Below are 24,316 nucleotides of genomic sequence, written 5' to 3' on the forward strand. Positions count from 1 at the left end.
ATGCGCGCTCAAAGTTTCCGGAGAACAAGATGAAGACACTGTCGTCGACCGTGGAGGACGAACTCGTCCGTCGAAAGCGTCAGGAGCGGCTCGCGCTGCCCGAATCGCTCGGCGAGTTCGTGCGCGAACAGGCCGCGCTTCACGGCGACAAGACCGCCGCCGTGTGGTTCGAGCGCGGCATCGGCATGACGTATGCGGAGATCGACCAGGCGGCCTCGAAGCTCGCGGATTCGCTCGTGCGCCTCGGCGTGCGCAAGGGCTGTCACGTCGCGCTGATGCTGAAAAACACGCCCGAATTTCCGTTGACGTGGATCGCGCTCGGCCGCATCGGCGCGGTGATGGTGCCGGTCAACACGGCCTATACGCACGATGAAATGAACTTCGTGCTCACCGATGCCGACGCGCAATATCTCGTGATCGACGCGGAGTTTCTGCCGCGTCTCGCGGATGCGTCCGCGCTGCCCGGACTACTCGCGTGGGAGCGCGTGATCGTCGCGGGCGGCGGCGAGCATCCGCTGCAATGGCAGACGCTCGTCGATGCGGGCGATGCCGCGTTCGTCGCGCCCTCCGCGGTTTCGCGCAACGATCTGCTGAATCTGCAATACACGTCGGGCACGACGGGCTTTCCGAAAGGCTGCATGCTGAGCCACGACTACTGGATGATCCATTGCCACGGCGCGGCGCGGCATCGGCGCGGACCGGACGCGGGCATCGAGAACGTGCTGATCTGGGCGCCGTTCTTCTACATGGACCCGATGTGGCAGTTCCTCATGACGCTCAAGCTCGGCGGCACCGCGTATATCGCGGAACGCATGAGTCTGACGCGCTTCATGTCGTGGCTCATCGACTATCGCATTCACTACTGCATCTTTCCCGAGCCCGCGCTAAGCCAGCATCCGGCAAGCGCGCGCGATGCCGACGTGTGCCTCAAGTACATCAGCATCTACGGCTGGACGCGCCCCGCGCGCGAGGAAGTGCAGGCGCGCTTCAACGTGATCGCGCGCGAGGGTTTCGGCATGACGGAAGTGGGCACCGGCGCGCTCGTGCCCGCGTGGGCGCACGACAAGGCGCTCGAACGCACCTGCGGCCTGCCCGCGCCGTTTCGCGAACTGCAGATTCGCCGCGAGGACGGCAGCGTAGCCGATGCCGATGAAACCGGCGAACTGTGGATACGCGGACGCGGCATTCTGTGGGGGTACTACAAGCGGCCCGAAGCGAACGCCGAGAGCTTCGACGGCGAATGGTTCCGCACGGGCGACCTGTTCCGGCGCGATGCGGACGGCTTCTATTCGATCGTTGGCCGCATCAAGGAGATGATCAAGCGCTCGGGCGAGAACGTCTCGGCGACGGAAGTCGAGACCGTGCTGCGCAGCATGGATGCGATCGACGAAGCCGCCGTCGTGCCCGTGCCCGATCCGTTGCGGCGCGAAGAGGTGAAGGCGTATCTCAAGCTGCGCGACGGTCTCTCTCATGCCGATGTGCCGCCCGCCGCCGTGTTCGAGCATTGCGCGCAGCATCTCGCGGCGTTCAAGGTGCCGCGCTTTCTGCAATACGTGGACGGCGATTTCCCGCGCACGCCGTCGCGCAAGATCGCGAAGAAGCGGCTGATCGCCGAGACCGCCGATCCGTTCGCGCATACCTACGATCGTCAGGAATCGCGCTGGCGCTGACGCTTTACGGAGTCGAACATGTTCGTGGATTTTTCGAGCCGTCCGCCCTCGCTTCAGTTCGACGGGCCCGCGACGCATCTGGCGAACTATCGCCGCGTGTACGAAGGTACCGAACGCGAGGCCGCCGTATCGAAGGACGTCGATCCGCTCGCGGATTATCTCGCGACCTACGCGCGCCTGGACGCGCGTCATGTCGTGCTGAAGGCGCGCGATCTGACGAGCACGTTCGGCGTGAAGATCGCCAACGAGGATGTCGCCGCGTTCTGCCGCGCGCATGGCGAACGATATATCGGCTTCGCGGGCGTCGATCCGCATAAGGGCGATGCGGCCGTCGCCGAATTCGAAACCGCCGTGCGCGAACTGGGTATGCGCGGGCTGAACGTGCAGGGCTTCGAGCACAAGCTGTGCATCGACGATCCCTTGCTCTTTCCGCTGTATGCGAAATGCGTGGAGCTGGATGTGCCGGTGAATATCCATTGCGGCACCAACTTCTCGACGCACACCGCGATGAGCTACGGCCATCCCGCCGCGCTCGACCGCGTGATGATGGCGCTGCCCGATCTGCGCGTGTGCGCGTCGCCGCCGGGCTGGCCGTGGGTGCAGGAACTGCTCGCGGTGGCGTGGCGGCATCCGAATGTTTGGATCGGCACGCTCGCCGTGCGGCCAAAGCTGCTCGCGACCGCGCACTCCGGCTACGAGTCCTTGCTGCAATACGGCCGCACGGTGCTGAAGAAACGCATGATCTTCGGTTCCGCCTTTCCGATGATGCCCGTCGACAAGGCGCTCGCGGAATTCGATGCGCTGCCGATGCCCGATGCGGTCCGCGAGGACTGGCGCGGCGGCAATGCGCTGGACTTTCTAGGGCGTTGAACGCGCGCCGGTCCTCACTGCCTCGCGTTTATCGGCGGATTGCCATCGACGACGATCGCATTCTCGCCGCGTTCAGAACCCGACACCGACCCCCACACCCACTCCACCGCCGAAGCCGCCGCCCCCGCCAACACCCACGCCGATGCTGGGCCCGGGCGGGTAATAGCCCGGGCCGTACGCCGGGTCGCTATATCCATAGGGTGGCGCGGCAACGCATCCCGAGACTGCGAGCGCCAGCGCGATGAGGCGAAAAAGTCGGAACATGATCGTTCTCCGGTGCACGAACTGCGCAGCAACAACTGGACCCATTCCGGACGAAGATCGGATGCCGCCGCTCAACCGGCGGTACTGCCGCGCACGTCGATCTGGCGCAGGTCCGGCTTGAGCGCGTCCTGCAGCGGCGCGGCGCCATCCGCATGGGTCAGTTGCCATTTCCGGAATACGCCCGATGAATCCACGCTCCACGACTGACCTGCGCCGTCCGCGACGATCGCGCGGGCGCCGCGCCGTTTGAAGGCGGACGGCTTGCGCGTGCCGACGGGTGCATCGCGCTCGAACGACAGGCTGCCTTGCTCATTGAACACGACGGCAAGCGGCCGCTCCGCCTGCCCGGATGCGCCGAGCGTGACGACCGCCGGCCCCGAGGGCGCGCGCAGCACCACGTCGGCGGGCTTGCGGCCGTTGAGGATCGCCGATAGCCGCGCGGACGGGCCGACGGGGTCGGCTTGTGTATCGGCTTGCGCATCGGGTTCGCCGGGCGCATCGCCGAGGCGTTTGCGCACGCGCGGCGCGGGCGAGTCGAGCGCGGCCGGTTCGGCCATGCCGTCGGCCTGCACGACGAGCATCACGTGCCAGTCGTCGGGCGTGTTGTTGTAGCGCGGCGCGAGCAAGACGAAGCGCAGTTGCGACGCGTCGAAGCCCGCTTCGCGCAGCAGCAGGTACTTGGCCACCGCGAAGTCCTTGCAGACGCCGCTCTCGGCGAAGAGGCGCGCGGGCGGATAGTAGCTGCCGTCGGTGCCGTCGCGATAACGGACATCATTGATCAACGCGTTGGCCAATGTCAGTGCGGCGTCATCGCCCGCCTTCGCGCGCGCGTCGCGTACCTGTGTCACGAGCCGGTTCCAGCCCGCGGGCCTGGATTGCCGATGCGCGCGCATCGCCTCGCGCAGACGTTGCACGCGCGACGCGCCTTCTGCGGACGGGCCCATGTCGTCGTCGAGCAGTCGGGCGGCGAACATCAGATTGCCGACCTGCGCGAGTTGTGGCCGCAGCTTTCGGTTCGCTTCCCACCACGTCGCGCCGCGCAGCCGTTCGATGCCGAGGTCGAATGCGTCCTGCGCCGCGTCGCCGGCGTTGTCCGGGTCGGGTTCGGGTTGTGCGGCAATGGGAATCGCGGCTGCCGCGGATGGCGCGGACTCGACGGCCACTGCGACGGGGCGAGCGATCGCGCCGCTTTGGACCGTCAGCGGAGACGGCTCGCCGCGCGAGACGCCGACGCTGTCGATCAACGCGATCGCAACGATGCTGCACAGTAATCGATGATGCAATCGCCCGGACATACGATCCCCACGCTTCGGACTTCAAGGTTGCCCGGGCTGCCAACTGTGGCCAGCGCCGGACGTTGCGCCGAACAGTGCACATGACATGCCAGTCGCGAGCGCGGAGGCGCGGGAAGCCGGAGAGCAAGGGGCGCGCGGCATGCGGGCCGATGAGGGGAAATCGCGAGGTGGACCGTCAGGGTGCCAAGTGATGGGTCAGGACCAACATATCGCGGCCTGTGTCGCTGGGGAGGCGACACGCGGGGACCGTGCTTTTGTACAAGCCAGTGCGGCGTGACAGTGATTGCCTGCACCGATGAAGCGAGCAGAACAAAGGCGACTGCGCCGTCCCCGTCAGGCTCGTCAAGGCGACGGCTGCCAGCCCCGGATTCATAGAGGTTTTACCGGCTACCAGCGACCACTTTGGACGGTCCATTCGTTGCGCATCAATGGCCGGCGCTTACCGAAGCACCCCACCCAATGCTGCGCGATTCCAGCCTCCGCCAAGCGCTTTGAGCAACTGAACGCTGGCGTCGAGACGGCGGGCGTCGAGGGTCTCGCCGTTGCGTTCGTTGTCGAGCGCGATGGTTTGCGCACTGGCGACGTCGAGATAGTCGACCGCGCCCGCCTGATATCGATTCGTTGCGAGCCTGAGCGAGAGTTCGGCGGCGGCCGTCGCGCGCTGCTGGCTCTGTGCTTCCTGTGCGAGCGTGTTCAAGGCGCCGAGGTTGTCCTCCACTTCCTGAAAGGCCGTGAGCACCGTCTGCCGGTAATCGGCGACCGCGCCCCGATACTGCGCCTTGGCGCTGGCGAGCGCGGCGTCGCGGCGTCCGCCGTCGAAGAGCGTGCCCGTCAACTGCGTGCCGAGCGACCAGAAGAGACTCGATGCCGTGAGCCAGGGCGCGAAGAACGTGCTCTCCAGTCCCGCCGATGCCGAGAGCGTGAGATCCGGATAGAAGGCCGCATGCGCGACGCCGATCTGCGCATTGGCGGCGGCGACGCGCCGCTCCGCCGCCGCGATGTCGGGGCGGCGTTCGAGCAGTTCGGAGGGAACGCCTGCCGGAATGTCGGGCAACGTGACCGGATCGCTCTTGCGCGGCAGCGTGAACGAAGATGCCGGCACGCCGCACAGCGTTGCAATCGCGTCCTGCAATTGCGTGCGCCTGACGTCGATGTCGCTGTCCTGCGTGCGCGCGCTTTCGAGCTGCGTCCGAGCCTGCGCGACGGCCGATGCATCGATCGCGCCATCGGCGAGTTGCTGCTGGAGGATGCGCAGCGCGGACGAATACGCGCTCACCGTATCGTCGAGAAGCTTCTTCTGACGATCGAGCGAACGCAGATCGAAGTAATCGGCAGCGAGTTCGCTCGTCACGGAAAGACGCACGGCTTCGAGATCGGCCTGGCTCGCTTGCGCGCTGTCGCTTGCCTGCACGGTGGCGTCCTTCACGCGCCCGAACAGATCCGGCTCCCAGCTTGCCGCGAGGCCCGCCGAATAGTCCGGCACGGTCTTGCCCGCCAGCGAACGATGCTGGAGATTCTGCGACGTGCGAAAGCGTTCCTGCGCGGCGCCCGCGCGCACCACGGGCGCATAGCCCGCGCGCTGATAGTCCACGAGCGCGCGCGCCGCCTGCAACTGCGCGACCGCCTTCTTCACGGTCTGGTTCGAGACGTTCACACGCGCTTCGAGCTGGTCGAGCCCGCTATCGCCGAACACGGTCCACCATGCGCCGCGGGGAGCGTCATCGGCGGGCGTGGCGACGGTCCAGCCCGAAGGCTGCGCGGCCGCATAGTGCGCGGGAACGTCGACGCCGGGCCTGCTGTAATGCGGCAGCGTCGAGCAGGCGGAGAGGGCGCCGGCGAGGCACGCGGCAAGCAGCGCGCGGGCGTGGACCGCAGAAGGTTCGAACATGATGTGAGTCCATTTACGCATGCGTGCTGGTGCGAAGGGCTTCGCCGTCGTGGATCGAATCGCTCGGGTTGTCGATCACCCGATCGGTCGCGTCCAGTCCCGTCGCGATCTCGACATAGATGCCGAAGTCGCGGCCGATGGTGACCTTCTTCAGCTTCGCCTTGCCATCGCGGCCCAGCACGGCGACGGTCACGCCGTCGGGTCGAAACAGCAATGCGCTCGCGGGCAACTGGAGTTCGGGCGCGGGACTGACAAGCGCCAGATGAAGCTCGGCATACGCGCCCGGCATCAATGCGCCATCCCGGTTGTCGATATCGGCCTCGACGTGCAGCGTGCGGCTCACCGGATCGATCGCGCCGGCGCTGCGTGCGAGCGTCGCGGGGAAACGGCGTCCCGGATACTGCTGCGACGTGAGATAGACCGCAGAACCCGGTTTCACGCTCGCCGCATCGTCCTGAGGCACGTCGGCGAAGACGCGCAGGCGGTCCGTCTGCTCGATATGCATCAACTCTCCGGGCATGCCTGCCAGCCCCGGCGCGCCGCCCGCCGTGACGAGCGAGCCGATGTCCACGTTGCGCACGGTGATCACGCCATCGAATGGCGCAGTCACCTTCTGATACGACGCCATCTCCTGAAGCCGCGTGACATCCGCCTGCTTCGATTGCAGCGCGGCGCGCTTCGCATCGCTGTCGCTGGTCTTTGCGTCGGCGTCCTGCTGCGAGACGGACTGCGTCTGCAGCATCGTCTGCCAGCGCGAGGCCGTGCTGTTCGCGAAGCGATAATCGGCTTGCGCCATCGCGGCATCGGCGCGGGCTTGCCGAAGCTGCGCGTCGAGCTCGGGCGTCTCGATGCTCGCAAGGAGCTGTCCGGCTTTCACGTGCGTGCCGATGTCCGCATACCACTGCTGCACATAGCCGCTCGTGCGCGCATAGATCGAAGCATCGGCCCACGGCATCACGGAGGCGGGCAGAAGCAGTTCCTGCGTGGCGGGCGCCTGCTTCGGCGAGATCGTCGAGACGAGCGGCTCGCGCTGTTCGTCCACCTGATGTGTCTGCGCGGCGCGCGCATGCAGCCGCGGCACGATACCGGCGACGAGCATGACCGCGACGAGTCCGGAGACCGCAACAGGGATCAGGCGCATGCGCATGGGAGTTGTCGATTTCATTTGAAATCCTAATTAAATGCTTGCGGCGGGTTCGACAGATTCGAGCCGGTTCGCGCGGCGCTTCGCCAGCCAGCCATGCACCATGCCGAACACGACCGGCACGAACACGAGCGTGGACAGCGTGCCGATGGCGAGGCCGCCGATCACCGCGCGGCCGAGCGGCGCGTTCTGCTCGCCGCCGTCGCCGAGGCCGAGGGCCATTGGCATCATGCCGATCAGCATGGCGAGCGCGGTCATCAGCACGGGGCGGAAGCGGTTGAAACCGGCATCGAGCGCGGCGGCGAGCGGGGGTGCGCCGCCCAGCAACGCATCGCGCGCGGTATTGATGACGAGAATGCTGTTCGCCGTCGCGATGCCGATACACAGGATCGCGCCCGTGAGCGCGGGCACGGAGAGCGTCGTCTGTGTGACGAAGAGCATCCACGCGATGCCCGCCATCGAGCCCGGCAGGCCGCTGATGATGATGAGCGGATCGATCCACGACTGGAAATTCACGACCATCAGCAGATAGACGAGGGCGATCGCGAACACGAGCCCGAGGCCCAGGCCGGTGAACGACTCGCTCATCGACTGCACCTGACCGCGAATCACGATCGACGAGCCGGGCGGCAGGTGCGCGCGTTCGGCATCGACGAGCTTCGTCACGTCCGAGGCGACGCCGCCGAGATCGCGATACTGCGTCGACGCGAAGATATCCAGCACGGGCTGCACGTTGTAATGCGAGACCACGGCCTGTTGCTCGCTGCGCGAGGTGGTGCCGAGCGTGCCGAGCTGGTTCTGCGGATCGAGCGGCACGTTCTTCGTCGTAACCGGTATGTTCGCGAGCGTCTGCAACGAATGAATGTCCCATTGCGGCACTTCCGCCATCAAGGGATAGCTCACGCCGTTCTTCGGATCGAGCCAGAAATTCGGCGTGGTCTGCGAGCTGCCGCTCAACGCGATCAGCAGGTTCTGCGCGACGTCGCGCTGTGTGAGTCCCGCCTGCATGGCCTTCGTCCGATCGACGTTCACGTCGATGGTCGGTTCGTCGCCGGGCTGCTGGATGCGTGCGTCGACGAGACCGCGCACGCCGCGCATTGCATCGAGCAAACGATTCGCGACCGCGCGATTCTGTTCGAGCTTGTTGCCGACGATCTGCACGTCGATCGGCGCGGGCAGGCCGAAGTTGAGAATCTGGCTGACGATGTCCGCGGGCAGGAACGCGAAGCTCACGCCGGGAAACGCGGCGTTCAGCACGTTGCGCAGTTTGGCGACGTACTGCGCGGTCGGCCGGTGCTTCGGTGCGAGCGTGATGAGGATGTCCGCGTCTTCGGGACCGATCGGGTCCGATGAATCGTAGGTCAGGTTGATGCCGCTTACCGGCACGCCGATGTTGTCGAGCACCGCAGCCTGTTCGTTGGCGGGAATCACGCTGCGGATCTTCGCTTCGACCTCGTCGGTGATGCGCGCCGTCTCTTCGATACGCGTTCCGGTTGGCGCGCGCAGATGGAGGCGAATCTCGCCGGTATCGACTGACGGGAAAAAGTCGCGGCCCTCGAACGGGACCAGCACGAGCGATGCGAGGCACAGCGCGAGCCACATCGGCACGAAGCGGCGCCGGTTGTCGATGGCTCGGTGCAGCACGTTTCGATAGCACGCGCGCAAGGCTTCGAAGCGTTGCTCGAACGCCGACTGAAAGCGCGTCAGTGCGCCGGCGATGCCACGCGTGGCCTTGTTCGCTTTCGATGGCGCACGCATCAGATACATCGCCAGCGTCGGAATGAGCGTGCGCGAGAAGAAGTACGACGCGCACATCGCGAAGATCACGGCCTCGGCGAGCGGCACGAAGAGGTAGCGTGCGACGCCCGAGAGCAGAAACATCGGCACGAACACGATGCAGATGGACAGCGTCGAGACGAAGGTCGGCGCGGCGATTTCGCCGGAGCCGTTGAGGATCGCATCGTGCAGCGGTTCGCCGTTCTCCAGATGATGCGTGATGTTCTCGATGGCCACGGTCGCATCGTCGACGAGAATGCCGACCGCGAGCGCAAGACCGCCGAGCGTCATGATGTTCAGCGTCTGGCCGAGCGCACTCAGCGCGATCAGCGACGTGAGCACCGCGAGCGGAATCGACACCGCGATGATGAGCGTCGCGCGCCAGCTTCCGAGAAAGAGCAGGATCATCACGGCGGTGAGACAGGCCGCGATCAGCGCTTCGCGCACGACGCCCGAGATGGCGGACTTCACGAAAACCGACTGGTCGGAGAGCGGCGTGATCTTGAGCGCCTTCGGCAAGCCGGCTTCGATTTTGGGGAGCATGGCCTTGACCTGACCGATGATCGTCAGCGTCGATGCGCTGCCGGTCTTCTCGACCTGAAGCAGCGCCGCGCGCTTGCCGTCGGACCGCACGATGTTGGTCTGCGGCGCGAATCCGTCGATCACGTGCGCGACGTCGCGCACGTAGATGACGTCGCCGTTCGCGGTCTTGATCGGCAGGCCGTTCAAGGCGGCGACGGTCTGCGTGCTTCCGTTCATCTCGACGTTGTATTCGCGCGTGCCGATCTTGGCCGTCCCGCCCGGCAGGATGAGATTCTGTGCGTTGACGGCATTGACCACGTCGACGGGCGCGAGCCCTTTCGCCTGCAGCCGTGCCGGATCCAGCTCGACCATGATCTGACGGATCTTGCCGCCATAAGGCAAAGGCACGGCTGCGCCCTGGACCGTTGCGAGCTGGGTCCGGATGAAGCTGTTGCCGAGATCGTAGAGCGTCTGTTCGGGCAGCGTCTTGCTGGAGAGCCCGAGTTGCAGCACCGGAACGGTCGAAGCGTTGTAGGTGATGATGTTCGGCGGAAGCGTGCCCGGCGGCAGCACGCGAAGAATCGAGGCGGAGTTCGACGCTGCCTGCGCGATTGCCCGGTTGATATCCGCGCCCGGATGAAAAAAAATCTTCACGACCGAGACGCCGTTGAGCGACTGCGACTCGATGTGCTCGATGTCGTCCACATCCGTCGTGAGCGCGCGCTCGTAGTTCGACGTGATGCGATGCGCCATGTCTTCCGCGGAAAAACCGTTGTACGTCCAGACGATGCTGACGACCGGAATGTCGATGTTCGGAAAAATATCGGTGGGTGTGCGCAGGATCGCGATCGGTCCGAGAATGAAGAGGAGAACGGCGAGCACGACGAACGTATAGGGCCGTCGCAGGGCCAGGTTGACGATCCACATGGCGCTTGTCTGTGAAAGAGTGGGGAGCGTGTGGATGAAACCGTGCACGCAATCGAGAAGGTCGGGCGCAGTGTTGCATGCAAGCGCGATGCTTCTTTGCGAAATCGCACGAGGGCTTGCACGAATCGCGTCGTGAATGCGCGGATTAAACTTTGGTTTGAGTTGACTTAACCCGATGTTGCGTCGAGTAAGCGAATGCGCGCTTCTGCGTCGTTGACGTCCTGATTCGCGACGCGCAGCGCGTTCTCTTCCTGGTCGAGATTCATCACTCGCGCCTTACTGTTCGTGAAATGAGCCTATCGCACGCACACGCGCGGCGGGATCGAGCCTTTCAATTCGCGCTGCAATGGGTTCGAACGGTGTAAGAAGAATCATGCTTGCGTCAAAGGTGTTGACAGCCTCGATTCACTGCAATATCAGAGTTGGAACCGCTCGACGCAATGAAATGGAAATCGATTACGGCGAGTAAATAGGTTGTTGGCCGCCGGCGTTTGCGAGCTTTTTACCGATATTGCCCAATATGTGATTCACCTGAAAAGGATGGTCCCGGACCATGCTGTGGCATCTGCTTGCGGCGCAACCCGAAATCGCCCTGTTCGCGAGTCTGGCGATCGGTTTTCTTATCGGTTCCTTCAAACTCGGGCCGATTCAACTCGGCGGCGTGTGCGGCACGCTCATCGTCGCGTTGATTCTCGGACAAAGCGGCGCGCGCATTTCGCCCGATCTGAAGAACATCGCATTTGCGCTTTTTATTTTCGCGCTGGGCTTCACCGGCGGGCCGCAATTCTTCGCCAATATCGGCAAGGGCTGGCGCTATGGCGCCTTGTCGGTCGTCGAGGTCGTCGTGGTCGTCACGCTCGTGCTGTGCGCCGTGAAGCTGCTCAGACTCGATGCGGGGACGGCGGCGGGGCTGCTCGCCGGCGGCGCGACCGAATCCGCCGTGATCGGCACGGCCTCCGAGGCCATCGGCCGGCTCGGTCTGGACGCCGCCGAGACCGCGCGCCTGCAGGCGAACATCGTCACGGCGTACAGCGTGAGCTATCTGTTCGGGCTGGTCACGATCGTGCTGTTTGCCAGCCAGTTCGCGCCGCTCATCCTGCGCGTGAACCTGCGCGAGGAGTCCGAGCGCGTCTGGCGCAAGCTCGGCGGCGACGGCGCACTCGCCGAAGGGCAGACGCTCGCCATGCCGCCGCTCGTCAGCCGCGAGCTGAAGGTGACGGCCGCTGCGGGGCGCAGTCTCGGCGAGCTGGAGAAACAGTTCGGGCAGAACATCAGCGTGCAACGCGTGCTGCGCGACCGGTCGGTGATCAAGGCGCAGCCGTCGCTGGTGCTGAAAGCGGGGGACCGCGTCCTGGTCGGTGGACGGCGCGAGGCGCTGGTGGCGGCGATTCCGGTCATCGGCGAGGAGGTCGGGGGCGGCGGCCTGCCGGATGTCTACGTCGAACGCGTCGACGTCATGCTCACGCGTCCCGAGCTGCATGGCCTGACGCTCGCGCAGGCGCGCGCCCGCGTCGCGCCGCAAGAGGGACGCGGCGTGTTCGTCGCGGCGGTGACGCGGCTCGACAGCACGATCCCCGCGCTGCCCGGCACGCAGGTGCATCGCGGCGATGTGCTGACGCTCGTCGGCAACAAGGAGGACGTCGCGCGCGGGGCGTCGAAGCTCGGCTACATCATTCGCGCGACGCAGAAGACCGATTTCGTCTTTCTCGGCCTCGGCGTGCTGCTGGGCATTGCGGTGGGACGCCTGTCCGTGCGCGCGGGCGGCATCGATCTCACGCTCGGCACGGGGGGCGGCTGCCTGCTTGCCGGGCTGCTGTTCGGCTGGATCCGCTCGCGCTATCCGCTAATCGGCTCGCTGCCGTCGGCGGCGGCGCAGATCCTGAAGGACTTCGGACTGTGCACCTTCATCGCGGCGGTCGGCCTGTCGGCGGGCGCGGACGCGCTGCGGCTGATTCGCGAGTTCGGCATTGCGCTGCCGCTCGCGGGCATCGTCATCACGCTCGGACCGGCGCTCGCCTCGCTGGTCATCGGGCGCTGGCTCCTGAAGCTCGACGTACCGATGCTGCTTGGCGCGATCGCCGGTCAGCAATGCAGCACGCCCGCCATCAGCGCGCTCGTCGGGGTGACGGGCAATGCGACGCCGGTGATCGGCTACACGATCACGTATGCGTTGTCCAACGTGTTGCTGCCGTTGCTCGGGCCGCTGGTGGTCGGGCTCGCCAGCAAGATGGGCTGACGCAATGGACTGGCTCCACGCGATCTTCCAGAAAATACCCGAGGCGGCGCTCTTTCTGTCGCTCGCGGCCGGCTACCTGATCGGCCAGATCAACTTCGGCAAATTCCAGTTGGGCGGCGTGGGCGGCTCGCTGCTCGCGGCGGTCGTCGTGAGCCAGGTCGGCGTGCAGATCGACAATGGCGTGAAGTCGGTGATGTTCGCCGTTTTCATCTATGCGGTCGGCTACGACTCCGGGCCGCAGTTCTTCAACTCGCTCAACCGAAAGACCTTGCGCGAGATCGCGATGGCGCTCTTTCTCGCGGTGACGGCGCTCGTCACCGTGATCGTCTGCGCGAAGCTCTTTGGCCTGAACAAAGGGCTCGCCGCCGGTCTCGCGGGCGGTGCGCTGACGCAGTCGGCGATCATCGGCACGGCAGGCGATGCGATCGCGCGGCTCGGCCTCGCTCCGGAAGAAACCAAAGCGCTGCAGGCGGATGTGGCGATCGCCTACGCGGTCACCTATGTGTTCGGCTCGCTCGGCGCGATCATCGTGTGCGTGAACATTCTGCCGAAGTTCATGGGGCAGGGCTTGCGCGAGGCATCGATCGAGGCGGAGCAGGCGCTCGCGAGCGGCGCGGCGGGACCGCAGCCGGGACAGATTTCCGCGCTGCCGGAGCTGGTCGGACGGGCCTACCGCGTCGGAGCGGGCGCGCTCGGGCGCACCGTATCGGACATCGAGATCGCCGAAGCGGACATGGTCACGATCGAGCGCATCCGGCGCGGCGACAGGACGCTCGATCCCCAACCCGACCTGAAGCTCGAGGCGGGGGACATCGTGCTGGTCGTCGGACGGCGCGAGGTGATGCTTGGCGCGGCGGCGATGCTCGGCGAGGAGGTCGCGGACACCGGCGACTCGGCCCTCGTCATGCAGACGCGCGAGGGCGTGTTCACGCGGCGAGGCATGAATCACGCGACGATCGCCACGGTGCGGGCGACGGTAGACCGGGCCATGCGGCACGGTGTCTATCTGAAGGCGATCACGCGCGTCGGCATGCCGCTGCCCGTGCTGCCCGACACGCAACTGGAGCACGGCGACGTCATCACGTTCTATGGCTCGCCGCAGGACACGAAGCGCGCGGTCGATGCCGCCGGCTACGAACTGCCGTACTCCAACAAGACGGACTTCATCTACATGGGCACGGGCATCGTGATCGGCCTGCTGATCGGGCTGATCGTCGTGCGCATCGGCGGCATTCCGATCACGCTCGGCTCGGGTGGCGGCTGCCTGCTCGCGGGGCTCGTGTTCGGCTGGATGCGGGGCAAGCATCCGATGTACGGCGTCATGCCGCCCGCCGCGTCGCAGTTGCTCAAGGACTTCGGACTCGCGGCGTTCGTCGCGGTCGTCGGGCTGAATTCGGGTTTGCAGGCGGTCGTGACCGTCAAGCAGAGCGGCGTCACGATCTTTCTGCTCGGCGTGTTCGTCACGCTGTTTCCGCTGCTTCTCACGATGATCTTCGGCCGCTACGTGCTGGGCTACCGCAACGCGGCGATTTTCGCGGGAGCGCTGTCGGGATCGCGCAGCGCGAATCCCGCGTTTGGCGGCGTGCTGGACAAGGCCGAGAGCGCGGTGCCGACGGCGGCCTTCGCCGTCACCTATGCGCTCGCGAACGTGCTGCTGACGTTGCTGGGGCCACTCATCGTCGGGCTCGTGTAGCGGCCTCGCGGGCAGGCGTCGGTGCGCATGACACAAGCGGCGGGCTTCGCGGGTGCAAGGCAATCTGAATCCAACCAGGTCAGGAGGGCGTATGGCATGGCTTGCAGCAACGCTACGCAGTTATCCGGAGATTGCCGTCTTTCTGTCGCTTGGCATCGGCTATTGGGTCGGCGGCAAAAGCTTCAAGGGCTTCAGCCTTGGCGCGGTGACGGCGACCCTGCTCGCGGCCATCGCGGTCGGGCAGCTCGGCATCACCATTTCGGCCAACGTCAAATCGGTCTTCTTCCTGATGTTCCTGTTTGCCGTCGGATACGGCGTGGGTCCGCAGTTCGTGCGGGGCATTGCCAAGGACGGACTGCCGCAGGCGCTCTTTTCAGTCATACAGTGTCTGCTTTGCCTGGTCGCGCCGTGGCTGGCCGCGAAGATTGCCGGCTATGACATCGGCTCGGCGGCCGGGCTATTGGCCGGCTCGCAGACCATTTCGGCGTCGATGGGGCTTGCGACCGACGCGATCAACCGCATCGGCCTGCCGCCCGACCAGGCCAAGGCGCTGCTCGACGCGATGCCCACCGCCTACGCGGTCACCTACATCTACGGCACGATCGGTTCGGCGCTGATTCTCGCGATGCTCGGCCCCAAACTGCTGAATATCGACCTGGTCGCGGCGTGCAAGGACTACGAGGCACAACTCGGCGGCTCGGCGGAAGGCGGCGGGGATGGCTCGGGCTGGCATCAGTTCTCGCTGCGCGCGTATCGCGTGCGCGAGGGCGGCCGGGCGGCCGGCCTGACCGTGGCGCAGGCCGAGGCGCTGGAGCCCGCCGGCGCGCGGCTCTTCATCGAGCGCATCCGGCGCGGCGGCCAGATTCACGATGCGAAGATCGACGACGTGCTGCAACCCGGCGACGTGGTCGCGATCGCGGGCAAGCGTGAGCAGCTCGTCGAGATTCTCGGCGGCGGCGGGGCGATCGAGGTCGACGACGCGGAACTGCTCTCGGTGCCGGTCGAGGGTGTGGACATCTACATCACGAACAAGGACGTGGAGGGCAAGACGCTCGCCGAACTCGCGCACATGCCTGGAGCGCGCGGCGTGTTCATTCGCCGGATCAAGCGCGGCGTCACCGAAACGCCGATTCCGATCCTGCCGAACACCACGCTGCATCGGGGCGATACCGTCACGGTCGTCGGCCGCACGCAGGACACCACGGCGGTCGCGAAGAAAGTCGGCGTGATCGACCGGCCAAGCGACGTCGCCGACATGGCTTTCACGGGCCTCGCCATCACGCTCGGGGCGCTGGTCGGCGCGATCGTGATCCGCGCGGGCGGCATTCCCATCACGCTCTCGACCGCCGGCGGCGCGCTGATCGCGGGCATCGTGTTCGGCTGGCTGCGCGCGATCCATCCGACCTTCGGGCGCATCCCTTCGCCCACGCTGTGGTTCATGAATTCCGTCGGCCTGAACGTATTCATCGCGGTAGTCGGGATCACGGCAGGCCCCGGCTTCGTCGCCGGTCTGCAGAAGCTCGGCGTGAGCCTGTTCCTGTGGGGCATCTTCGCATCCTCGGTGCCGCTCATCATCGGCATGTACATCGCGAAGTACGTCTTCAAGTTTCATCCGGCGATCCTGCTCGGCATCTGCGCGGGCGCGCGCACCACGACCGCCGCGCTCGGCATGATCTGCGACGCGGCGAAGAGTCAGGTGCCCGGTCTCGGCTACACGGTCACCTATGCAGTCGGCAACACGCTCCTGACGATCTGGGGGATGGTGATCGTCATGATGCTTTCGTAGCGCGCCTCGAATCGTTCCCGAAGCTCATTGTCAATTTCTGGGGGTGTTGAATGGCCAAGTCATCGAAGTCCGTTCCCGACGCTCGCGCCGCCATGGCGTCGCTCAGTCCGTTCGAACTGAAGGATGAACTCATCAAGGCGGCGGGCGGCGGCGCGGTGGAGCGCCCGGCCAATCTCGCGATGCTCAACGCGGGACGCGGCAACCCGAACTTCCTCGCGACGATTCCGCGTCACGGCTTCTGGCAACTGGGACTGTTCGCGATGCGCGAGTCCGAGCGCGCGTTCGCCTACATGCCCGAGGGCGTGGGCGGCTTTCCGAAGCGCGAGGGCATCGAGGAGCGCTTCGAGATCTTCGCGCGCGAGTTCAAGGACACGCCCGGGACCGGCTTTCTGGCGGGCGCGGTGTCGTACGTTCGCGACCAGCTCGGTCTGAACGCCGGCGATTTCCTCTACGAAATGTGCGAGGGGATTCTCGCGTGCAACTATCCGGTGCCGGACCGGATGCTGAAGCTCTCCGAAGTCATCGTCGGGCAATATCTGCGGCGCGAGATGATCGGCAAGCATCCGTTCGTCGGCGAGTTCGACATCTTCGCGGTCGAAGGCGGAACGGCCGCGATGACCTACATCTTCAACACGATGCGGGAGAACTTCCTGATCAGCCCCGGCGACACGATTGCCCTCGGCAGGCCGATCTTCACGCCGTACATCGAAATTCCGCAACTCAACGACTACCAGCTCGAAGTCGTGAATCTCGACGCGGATGTCGCGAACCGCTGGCAGTACTCGAAGAAGGAACTCGACAAGCTGCGCGACAAGAAGGTGAAGGCGTTCTTCCTCGTCAATCCGAGCAATCCGCCATCGGTGAAGATGGACGACGAGAGCCTGCAGTACATCGCGGAGATCGTGAAGGAGCGCCCGGATCTCATCCTGTTGACCGACGATGTCTACGGCACCTTTGCCGACGACTTCGTGTCGCTGTTCGCGCTGTGCCCGAAGAACACGATCCTCGTCTATTCGTATTCGAAGTATTTCGGCGCGACGGGCTGGCGTCTCGGCACCATCGCGACGCACCGCGACAACGTGTTCGATGCGCAGATCGCCGCGCTGTCGAAGGACAAGCGCGCGATCCTGCACAAGCGTTACGAGTCGATCACGACGGAGCCCGACAAGCTGAAGTTCATCGACCGTCTGGTGGCGGACAGCCGCACCGTCGCGCTCAATCACACGGCGGGGCTGTCCACGCCGCAGCAGGTGCAGATGGTGCTCTTCTCGCTGTTCTCGCTGATGGATACGCCCGACGCTTACAAGAACGCGCTCAAGCGCCTGATCCGCAATCGCAAGGCGGCGCTGTATCGCGAGATGGGCATCGCGCCCGAGAAGGAAGACGAGAATCAGGTGGACTACTACACGATTCTCGACATGGAGTATCTGGGCGGGCGCGAGCATGGCCGCGAATTCGTCGACTGGATCATCAACAACACGCAGCCGTCGGAACTGCTATTCGAGCTCGCGAAGGAAGCGCGCGTCGTGCTCTTGCCGGGGCGCGGCTTCGGCACGCCGCATCCGTCAGGACGCGTGTCGCTCGCGAATCTCAACGAGAGCGATTACATGCAGATCGGCCGCGCGATCCGCAAGCTGATGGACCGCTATGTGAAGCGCTACCACGAGGCGACCGGCAAGAAAGCGAAGTAATCCGGTATTTGCATCCGTCACCCGAGAGGTATCGACATGAACGCACCAGCCAGTCCGGACAGCACGCCGCCCGAGAAAGTCACCATGTACGACGAGTTCAATCTCGAAGTGCCGGAGGATGCGTTCCCGCGTCACGGCATCTCGGGGCGCGCGGCGAGCGCACTCGTCTGGAGCGACGAGTGGACCGACACCAATCCGATGCTGAACATGTCGTCGTTCGTCACGACCTTCGCCGAGCCCGAGGCGGTCGAGACGGCGCGGCGCAACATGTACAAGAACTACATCGACCACGACATGTACCCGCAGCTCTTCGCGATGGAAATGCGCATGATCCGCTGGCTGCACGAGCTGTGGAACGGGCCGAAGGAGGCCGAGCCTTATGGCGCCGCGACCATCGGCTCATCGGAGGCGTGCATGCTCGCGGGGCTCGCGCACAAGTGGAACTGGCGGCAGGCGCGCGAGAAGGCCGGCCGTGACACGTCGCGGCCGAACATGGTCACGGGCGGCAACGTGCAGATCGTCTGGAAGAAATTTCTGCGCTACTTCGACGTCGAGCCGCGCATCGTGCCGCTCAAGCCGGGCAACTGTCGGCTGACGGCGGAGCAACTGGACCAGTATGTCGACGAGAACACCATCGCGGTGGTGGCGATTGCAGGCCAGACCTTCACCGGCGAGGACGACGACATTCAGGAGATTCACGACTGGCTCGATGCATACGAGAAGAGGACGGGCATCTCGATTCCGATGCATATCGATGGTGCGTCCGGCGGCTTCGTCAATCCCTTTCTCTATCCCGACTACAAGTGGGATTTCCGTCTGCCGCGCGTGCAGTCGATCAACGCGTCGGGGCACAAGTTCGGTCTGACGCCGCCGGGTCTCGGCTGGGTGGTGTTTCGCGAGCGCAGGATCTTCAACGAAGATCTGATCTTCTATGTGAACTATCTGGGCGGCGAGATGCCCACCGCGACGCTCAACTTCAGCCGCAACGCTGCGCCTATCGCCGTGCAGTATTACCAGTTCCTGCGTCTCGGCTTCGACGGCTATAAGCGGATCATGACGCACACGCTCGCCAACGCCGTCAGGCTGCGCGACGAACTGGTCAAGAGCGGTTACTTCACCATCATGAACGAGACACAGCGCATTCCGGTGGTGGCCGTGACACTCGATCCGAAAGTGAAGAAGTTCAACGAGTTCGACGTGTCGAACAAGGTGCGCGAGAAAGGCTGGGTGCTCTCGGCCTATTCGATGCCGCCCGACGCCGAGGAAGTGCGCAGCCTGCGCGTGGTGGTGCGCCCGCACATCAACCACAACGTCGCGATGAATCTGGCGCGCGATATCGTCGGGGCTTGCGACTATCTCGATGCGCACGGCGGAACGGCTACGCCGCCAACGTTGCACAAGCACGCGACGGAGAAGACGACGCCTGCGAAATGTTAGGTCGCATCAGTCGTTCGACAAGCTCGGCGAGCCGCCGGGACCATACGGATCGGGATTGCCGAAACGCGGCAGGGAACCATTGGCTCTCGCCTTGCGCAGTTCGTCCTGAACTTCCTTGCGGGTCTTGGGGCGTGGCGTGATATCCACGACGGGTGGAACGCTGTCCGCATCGATGTTCACGGCCGATGTGCGTGCGCTCGGAACCTCGGGCGCAATCATCTCGATCGAATGCGGCTCGCTTTGCGGTATCTCGGGCGTTGCAGCGGGAAGCGTGGATGCCGCCTGCTTCGGGGCTGTCCTTGTCGCGTCGACGAGCCGCGGGGGCTTTTTCGCGGGAGGATGCGCGATTGTGCTGCGCGGACGCATGACCACAGGCGCCGTCGATTGCGGAGCAGGGATATCGATTGGCGTGTCGGATGGCGTATCGATCGGCTCGGCGGGCGCTGCGCGTTCCGCTTGCACCGCCTGCTCGCGTACCGTTCCCAGCGACACTGCCCCGCGTTGTCGCGACGGCCAGATCCGTTCGCCATCGAGGTACGCGCTGTGTCCGATCCACAGACAGGCGACGAAGATCGACACGGCGGCACCGAGACCGGCCACGATAGGCCGATCGGAAAACCTGAACGCAGGCGCGCGTTGCTTGCGATAGCTGCGCCGGGTGTTCATTAGCGCGGCCTCTTTGAACAGAAAATTGCGCATCGATAGAAGTCCGGGAGAAAAGAAAAGAGCGGGCGCGCAGCGTATCGAATTCGTTGCCGCTGCGGACCCGCTGATGCACGTCACGGATGCGTTTCTTATGACAACACGCACGAAGCTCGAGTCATTGGCAACACGCGCTCGCGAGACCGGCGACCCCGCGCCGATCATCGCGATACGCTGTTCTTCGCTTCGTTTTTCGATGGATGGCCTCCTCGCGCCCAGGTCTCCTCGCGGCACGTGACCATTTTTTCGATATATACGAGCGCGACGCACACGCGGATGCGCGCGGCCTCATAAAAAGAGCGGCTTCGAGGAATCGTCAGGTGGAATGCAACTGACCCGTTGCGAGAACGGCCCCGGTCGGCGCGCCGGTCGGCGATCCGCCCGGCGGCTCATCCGATACCGCGAGCACGCCCTGCGTATTCATCTGCGCGATGAGTTCGGGCGGCAGCGTGATGGTCACGGGTTGATCGGACGGGAACACGCCGAGCGCGATCGGCTTGGCGTTCGGCGGGATGAGCCATAGCTCCGTCACACGGTTCGCCGGCAGAGCGACGCGCGCCGTAGGCGTGACGACGATGTGCCCACGCCGCACATCGACGGTTGCGGTCCAGTGCACCAGGCCGTCCTTGCGCGCAATCGATGCGACGATGTAGTCGCCTGGAACAGCCGCTGTCGTCGGCGCCGGCGGTGTGGGCTGCATCCGGACGAGATTCACGCCGAGCAGCACGAGTGCGGCGACGCTTGCGCCGACCGCGAGCCAGCGCCAGAGACGCAGGCTGTCCTGCCAGCGCGTGCGTGCGGGCGTGCGCACGGGCGGCGTCGCGAAGCCGAGATCCGCGCGGATGCGCGTCCACACGCGCTCGGGCGGTTCCATTGCGCGAATGTCTTCCGCGAGCGGCGCAAGCCGGTTTTGCCATGCATCGAGCGTGCGCTGCAAGCCGGGATCGCGCGACAGGTCCGCTTCGAGCGTCGCGCGCGCCTCGGCATCCAGCACGCCGAGCGCATATTCGGCGCAGCGCAGATCGTCGTCGTCGGCGGCGGGCGTGTTCATTCTTCCAGGCAGGTCTTGAGTTGCATCAGGCTGCGGCGAATCCAGCTTTTCATCGTGCCGAGCGGCACGGCAAGCCGTTGAGCCAGTTCGCCGTATGTCGCGCCGGTGAAGAACGCCTCGCGCACCACGCGCTTGTGTTGCGGCTCGAGCCGGTCGAGACACTGTTCGAGCCGCCGCCTTTCCTCATTCGATTCGGCGGCGACGGCGGGCGTGGGCGATTCGTCGGTTATGTCGGGCGCGGCTTTCTCGCCGAGCAGTTCGTCGCGGTGCTGCCGCATGCGGTCGATCGTGCGATTGCGCGCGAGTGTGGTGAGCCACGTGATGGCGCTGCCGCGGGCCGGATCGAACGTGTCCGCGCGACGCCATGTGGTGACGAAGACTTCCTGCAGCAGGTCTTCGGCTTCGCCGCGATCGTGGATCATGCGTACGATGACGCCGAAAACGCGCGGCGATGTCGCGCGATACAGTTCGGCGAATGCGTGCTCGTCGCCGTTCGCGACGTTCGCGAGCATCTGATTCGCGCGCTCGCGTCGCAGACGATCGGCGTCGTCAAAGTGTCCGATACTGCCTGAGGAATCGTCCTTCATGGAAGGCATGAGCCGGCGTGCGCTTTGGACTGGGTATGTCGCGCAATATAGCATCGCGTTTCGTGGCTCGGCGGCGCTTTTTGGGTCATCTTTGCGTGAGCCACGTTCGCTGCACAGCGCGGCTTCAGTTATCAGTGACAGGTTCCCGGCGGGCGCTCCTGCGCAGGACATCGGCGGGCACACCAAACGTTCGGACGAACGCGCGGCGCATCCGTTCCCGGTCCGCAAAACCCGTTTCCTGCGCCACCACGTTAATGGTGTGGCGGCCTTGCTCGATCATGAACCGGGCTGCTTCCAGACGAAGCTGTTCCACCGCTTTGGCGGGCGACTGGCCGGTCTCGGCAACGAAGGCACGGCTGAACTGACGAGGACTGAGGCTGGCCACATCGGCAAGCTCCTCGATGGTGAGGGGATTGCGCAGGTTGCGGCGAATGTGCGTGAGGACCAGTTCGATGCGGTCGGACTTGGGCGTCATATCGAGCAGCGCGGAGTGTTGCATCTGCCCACCGAGACGACGCTGATTCATGACAAGCAGCCGCGCGACCATCTTCGCGACGTCGGCGCCGAGGTCGTTGTCGAGCAATGCCAACGCAAGGTCGATACCGGCCGTCATTCCAGCCGACGTCCAGATCGGACCGTCGTTGACGAAGATCCGGTCTTCCTGCGTGATGACGTTCGGGAACCGCGCCCTGAATTCCGCCGCATGCGCCCAATGCATCGTCGCACGCCTGCCCTCCAGCAGCCCGGCCTCGGCCAGCACGAATGCGCCGCTGCATATCGACGTCATGCGTCTCGATGTCCTGGCTGCCTCTTTCACGAAAGCCAGCACCGCGGAGTCGGGAGCCGGGATCTTCATTTCCGTGATCGAGCCGACGATGACCGTGTCGAATGCGGTGTCACCGAATGCCTCTGTCTCCAGCTTCATGCCGCTCGAAGACTCGACAGGACCACCGTGTTCGGACAACAGATGGACGTCGTAGCCCTGGCCTCCACGAGGCATCTTGGCAAGCTCGAACACCGTCAGGGCCGCGAGGCTCATCATCTGAAATCTTCTCGGCACTATGAAGCCAATCCGGTGCATATCTGATCCTGCCGTCGAGCGATGGATGTCATGAAAAGTGGCAACAACGACATGGATCGTAATGGCCTGCGACGTTAAGGTACAAGCACTTCTCTCACCGCTTCGCAGCAACGAAAGGAACACCATCATGTCGAAAATCATCCGGGCCGCAGCCGTTCAGATCGCGCCGGTTCTCTATAGCCGGGAAGGCACTGTAGATAAAGTCGTCAGAAAAATTCTGGAGCTCGGCAAGCAGGGCGTCCAGTTCGCGACGTTCCCCGAGACTGTCGTTCCCTATTATCCGTACTTCTCGTTTATCGAATCGCCATTTGCGATGGGCGCCGAGCATTACAAGCTGCTCGAGCAGGCGGTGGTCGTGCCGTCGGACACGACGCGTGCAATCGGCGACGCGGCGCGCCAGGCTTCGATGGTGGTGTCGATCGGCGTCGATGAACGCGACGGCGGAACGCTGTACAACACGCAACTGCTATTCGATGCCGATGGCACGCTCGTGCAGCGGCGCCGGAAGCTCTCGCCGACTTATCACGAGCGAATGGTCTGGGGAATGGGCGACGGCTCCGGCCTGCGTGCGATCGATACCGCCGTGGGACGGGTCGGCCAACTGGCCTGCTGGGAGCACTACAACCCGCTCGCGCGTTACGCGCTGATGGCCGATGGCGAGGAAATCCATTCGGCCATGTATCCAGGTTCGTTCGCCGGGGATCGCTTCTCCGAGCAGATTTCCGTGAACATCCGCCAGCACGCGCTGGAGGCGGGCGCCTTCGTGGTCAACGCGACCGCCTGGCTGACCCCAGAGCAGCAACAGCAGATTCTGCAGGATACCAACACGACCCAGATCGGCCCGATTTCCAGTGGCTGTTTCACCGCGATCGTTTCGCCGGAGGGCGAGTACATGGGTGGCGCGCCGCTGCGTGAGGGGGAGGGCGAGATCATCGCCGATCTGGACTTCTGGCAGATCGACAAGCGCAAACGCATGATGGACTCGCGTGGCCATTACAGCCGCCCCGATGTGCTCGGGCTTGTCATCGACCGCACGCCGAGGTTGCATGTCATCGAGCGATCGGTGCGCGCGCCGAGTGAAGAACCGGCGAACGATCTGGAAGAACTCGCTTGAGGGAGTAAGCAAAATGGACTTCAACAATGTCATGCTGGATCGCAACGCCGACTTCGCAAACAACGCGTTCGCCCCTGAACTGAAGATGATGCCGTCGACGGGAACGGTCGTCGTCGGATGTGTCGATCCTCGCGTCGATCCCGCTAACGTGCTCGGCTTGAAGCAGGGTGAGGCGGCGGTCATTCGCAATGTCGGTGGCCGGATCAACAAGCCGTTGCTGGAAACGCTGGCGGTGTTGAGCGTCGTGGCGAAAGCAGCGGGACGCCCCGATGGTGCGCGCAATCTCGTCCTGCTTCAGCACACGGATTGCGGGATCATCGGCTGCCACAGGCATGCGCCCGCGTTGCTCGCGAAGCATCTCGGTGTCGAGGCGGACGCGCTCGATGAACTCGCTATCACCGAACCGTACGAGGCGGTGGCCCTCGACGTCGCAGCACTCCGGGCGAACAAGGACCTTCCCGATAACTTGATCGTGTCGGGACTGGTGTACGACGTCAAAACGGGCCTCGTCGAGACCGTCGTTCCTCCCGCGCGGTTGCGTGAGACCGCGGGCTGAGACTGACGGGAGGAAAGAGCCGGCAA

General features: G+C 64.8%; 17 protein-coding genes. 9 read left to right on the top strand and 8 right to left on the bottom strand.

Annotated elements, in window-relative coordinates; genetic code table 11:
• Positions 1 to 29 precede the first annotated feature (29 nt).
• Positions 30 to 1,670, top strand: a complete 1,641-nt coding sequence (locus tag LY284_RS16620; protein WP_233387327.1) for a class I adenylate-forming enzyme family protein — start codon at positions 30 to 32, stop codon at positions 1,668 to 1,670.
• An 18-nt stretch (positions 1,671 to 1,688) separates the two neighbouring features.
• A complete protein-coding gene (locus LY284_RS16625; RefSeq protein ID WP_233387328.1) occupies positions 1,689 to 2,540 on the top strand; it encodes an amidohydrolase family protein in 852 nt (283 codons plus the stop codon).
• Positions 2,541 to 2,875: 335 nt separating this feature from the next.
• Here LY284_RS16625 and LY284_RS16635 read toward each other — a convergent pair whose 3' ends face one another.
• The 4 genes from LY284_RS16635 to LY284_RS16650 all read right to left on the bottom strand — a co-directional run bounded on the left by LY284_RS16635 (position 2,876) and on the right by LY284_RS16650 (position 10,356).
• Complete coding sequence (locus LY284_RS16635; protein ID WP_309243200.1) at positions 2,876 to 4,099, bottom strand: transglutaminase-like domain-containing protein; 1,224 nt, start codon at positions 4,097 to 4,099, stop codon at positions 2,876 to 2,878.
• Between the two features lie 439 nt (positions 4,100 to 4,538).
• Positions 4,539 to 5,987, bottom strand: coding sequence for an efflux transporter outer membrane subunit (locus LY284_RS16640; protein ID WP_233387329.1), 1,449 nt, complete (start codon positions 5,985 to 5,987; stop codon positions 4,539 to 4,541).
• Between the two features lie 13 nt (positions 5,988 to 6,000).
• The gene (locus tag LY284_RS16645; RefSeq protein ID WP_053568993.1) at positions 6,001 to 7,152 is read right to left on the bottom strand and encodes an efflux RND transporter periplasmic adaptor subunit; all 1,152 of its coding nucleotides are present in this window, start codon (positions 7,150 to 7,152) and stop codon (positions 6,001 to 6,003) included.
• 12 nt (positions 7,153 to 7,164) lie between these two features.
• Positions 7,165 to 10,356, bottom strand: coding sequence for an efflux RND transporter permease subunit (locus LY284_RS16650; protein WP_233387330.1), 3,192 nt, complete (start codon positions 10,354 to 10,356; stop codon positions 7,165 to 7,167).
• Positions 10,357 to 10,909: 553 nt separating this feature from the next.
• Between LY284_RS16650 and aspT (LY284_RS16655) the strand changes: the two genes are divergently transcribed.
• The 5 genes from aspT (LY284_RS16655) (at position 10,910) to LY284_RS16675 (ending at position 19,199) form a co-directional block, all read left to right on the top strand.
• Positions 10,910 to 12,592 carry an aspartate-alanine antiporter gene (aspT, locus tag LY284_RS16655; RefSeq protein WP_233387331.1) on the top strand — a complete coding sequence of 561 codons (1,683 nt, stop codon included), beginning with the start codon at positions 10,910 to 10,912 and terminating at the stop codon, positions 12,590 to 12,592.
• A gap of 4 nt (positions 12,593 to 12,596) precedes the next feature.
• The gene (aspT, locus tag LY284_RS16660; RefSeq protein ID WP_233387332.1) at positions 12,597 to 14,285 is read left to right on the top strand and encodes an aspartate-alanine antiporter; all 1,689 of its coding nucleotides are present in this window, start codon (positions 12,597 to 12,599) and stop codon (positions 14,283 to 14,285) included.
• 91 nt (positions 14,286 to 14,376) lie between these two features.
• Positions 14,377 to 16,071 carry an aspartate-alanine antiporter gene (gene aspT, locus LY284_RS16665; protein WP_233387333.1) on the top strand — a complete coding sequence of 565 codons (1,695 nt, stop codon included), beginning with the start codon at positions 14,377 to 14,379 and terminating at the stop codon, positions 16,069 to 16,071.
• 50 nt (positions 16,072 to 16,121) lie between these two features.
• Positions 16,122 to 17,762: a bifunctional aspartate transaminase/aspartate 4-decarboxylase gene (locus tag LY284_RS16670; RefSeq protein WP_233387334.1), complete on the top strand. Its 1,641-nt coding sequence runs from the start codon at positions 16,122 to 16,124 to the stop codon at positions 17,760 to 17,762.
• A gap of 36 nt (positions 17,763 to 17,798) precedes the next feature.
• A complete protein-coding gene (locus LY284_RS16675; RefSeq protein ID WP_233387335.1) occupies positions 17,799 to 19,199 on the top strand; it encodes a glutamate decarboxylase in 1,401 nt (466 codons plus the stop codon).
• Between the two features lie 6 nt (positions 19,200 to 19,205).
• On the opposite strand, the gene LY284_RS16680 is transcribed toward LY284_RS16675, so the two are convergent.
• The 4 genes from LY284_RS16680 to LY284_RS16695 form a co-directional block, all read right to left on the bottom strand.
• Positions 19,206 to 19,865, bottom strand: coding sequence for a hypothetical protein (locus LY284_RS16680; RefSeq protein ID WP_233387336.1), 660 nt, complete (start codon positions 19,863 to 19,865; stop codon positions 19,206 to 19,208).
• Between the two features lie 352 nt (positions 19,866 to 20,217).
• Positions 20,218 to 20,952 (bottom strand): anti-sigma factor domain-containing protein, encoded by a 735-nt coding sequence (locus LY284_RS16685; RefSeq protein ID WP_233387337.1) that lies wholly within the window; start codon positions 20,950 to 20,952, stop codon positions 20,218 to 20,220.
• Positions 20,949 to 21,539 (bottom strand): sigma-70 family RNA polymerase sigma factor, encoded by a 591-nt coding sequence (locus tag LY284_RS16690; protein ID WP_077159053.1) that lies wholly within the window; start codon positions 21,537 to 21,539, stop codon positions 20,949 to 20,951. The genes LY284_RS16685 and LY284_RS16690 overlap by 4 nt, the downstream gene beginning before the upstream one ends.
• Positions 21,540 to 21,663: 124 nt before the next feature.
• Positions 21,664 to 22,620 (bottom strand): GlxA family transcriptional regulator, encoded by a 957-nt coding sequence (locus LY284_RS16695; protein WP_233388336.1) that lies wholly within the window; start codon positions 22,618 to 22,620, stop codon positions 21,664 to 21,666.
• A gap of 127 nt (positions 22,621 to 22,747) precedes the next feature.
• Here LY284_RS16695 and LY284_RS16700 point away from each other — a divergent pair, with 127 nt between their 5' ends.
• A complete protein-coding gene (locus LY284_RS16700) occupies positions 22,748 to 23,734 on the top strand; it encodes a nitrilase-related carbon-nitrogen hydrolase (RefSeq protein ID WP_233387338.1) in 987 nt (328 codons plus the stop codon).
• Between the two features lie 13 nt (positions 23,735 to 23,747).
• On the top strand, positions 23,748 to 24,290 hold the full coding sequence (locus tag LY284_RS16705) for a carbonic anhydrase (RefSeq protein WP_233387339.1): 543 nt from the start codon (positions 23,748 to 23,750) through the stop codon (positions 24,288 to 24,290).
• Positions 24,291 to 24,316: the final 26 nt, after the last annotated feature.

It is taken from the genome of Caballeronia sp. PC1 (assembly GCF_021353155.1).
Lineage (GTDB): Bacteria > Pseudomonadota > Gammaproteobacteria > Burkholderiales > Burkholderiaceae > Caballeronia > Caballeronia cordobensis.

Coding starts and splice junctions, on each gene's coding strand:
- LY284_RS16620 (WP_233387327.1), top strand. CDS start 30: ATGAAGACACTGTCGTCGACCGTGGAGGACGAACTCGTCCGTCGAAAG.
- LY284_RS16625 (WP_233387328.1), top strand. CDS start 1,689: ATGTTCGTGGATTTTTCGAGCCGTCCGCCCTCGCTTCAGTTCGACGGG.
- LY284_RS16635 (WP_309243200.1), bottom strand. CDS start 4,099: ATGTCCGGGCGATTGCATCATCGATTACTGTGCAGCATCGTTGCGATC.
- LY284_RS16640 (WP_233387329.1), bottom strand. CDS start 5,987: ATGTTCGAACCTTCTGCGGTCCACGCCCGCGCGCTGCTTGCCGCGTGC.
- LY284_RS16645 (WP_053568993.1), bottom strand. CDS start 7,152: ATGAAATCGACAACTCCCATGCGCATGCGCCTGATCCCTGTTGCGGTC.
- LY284_RS16650 (WP_233387330.1), bottom strand. CDS start 10,356: ATGTGGATCGTCAACCTGGCCCTGCGACGGCCCTATACGTTCGTCGTG.
- aspT (WP_233387331.1), top strand. CDS start 10,910: ATGCTGTGGCATCTGCTTGCGGCGCAACCCGAAATCGCCCTGTTCGCG.
- aspT (WP_233387332.1), top strand. CDS start 12,597: ATGGACTGGCTCCACGCGATCTTCCAGAAAATACCCGAGGCGGCGCTC.
- aspT (WP_233387333.1), top strand. CDS start 14,377: ATGGCATGGCTTGCAGCAACGCTACGCAGTTATCCGGAGATTGCCGTC.
- LY284_RS16670 (WP_233387334.1), top strand. CDS start 16,122: ATGGCCAAGTCATCGAAGTCCGTTCCCGACGCTCGCGCCGCCATGGCG.
- LY284_RS16675 (WP_233387335.1), top strand. CDS start 17,799: ATGAACGCACCAGCCAGTCCGGACAGCACGCCGCCCGAGAAAGTCACC.
- LY284_RS16680 (WP_233387336.1), bottom strand. CDS start 19,865: ATGAACACCCGGCGCAGCTATCGCAAGCAACGCGCGCCTGCGTTCAGG.
- LY284_RS16685 (WP_233387337.1), bottom strand. CDS start 20,952: ATGAACACGCCCGCCGCCGACGACGACGATCTGCGCTGCGCCGAATAT.
- LY284_RS16690 (WP_077159053.1), bottom strand. CDS start 21,539: ATGAAGGACGATTCCTCAGGCAGTATCGGACACTTTGACGACGCCGAT.
- LY284_RS16695 (WP_233388336.1), bottom strand. CDS start 22,620: ATGCACCGGATTGGCTTCATAGTGCCGAGAAGATTTCAGATGATGAGC.
- LY284_RS16700 (WP_233387338.1), top strand. CDS start 22,748: ATGTCGAAAATCATCCGGGCCGCAGCCGTTCAGATCGCGCCGGTTCTC.
- LY284_RS16705 (WP_233387339.1), top strand. CDS start 23,748: ATGGACTTCAACAATGTCATGCTGGATCGCAACGCCGACTTCGCAAAC.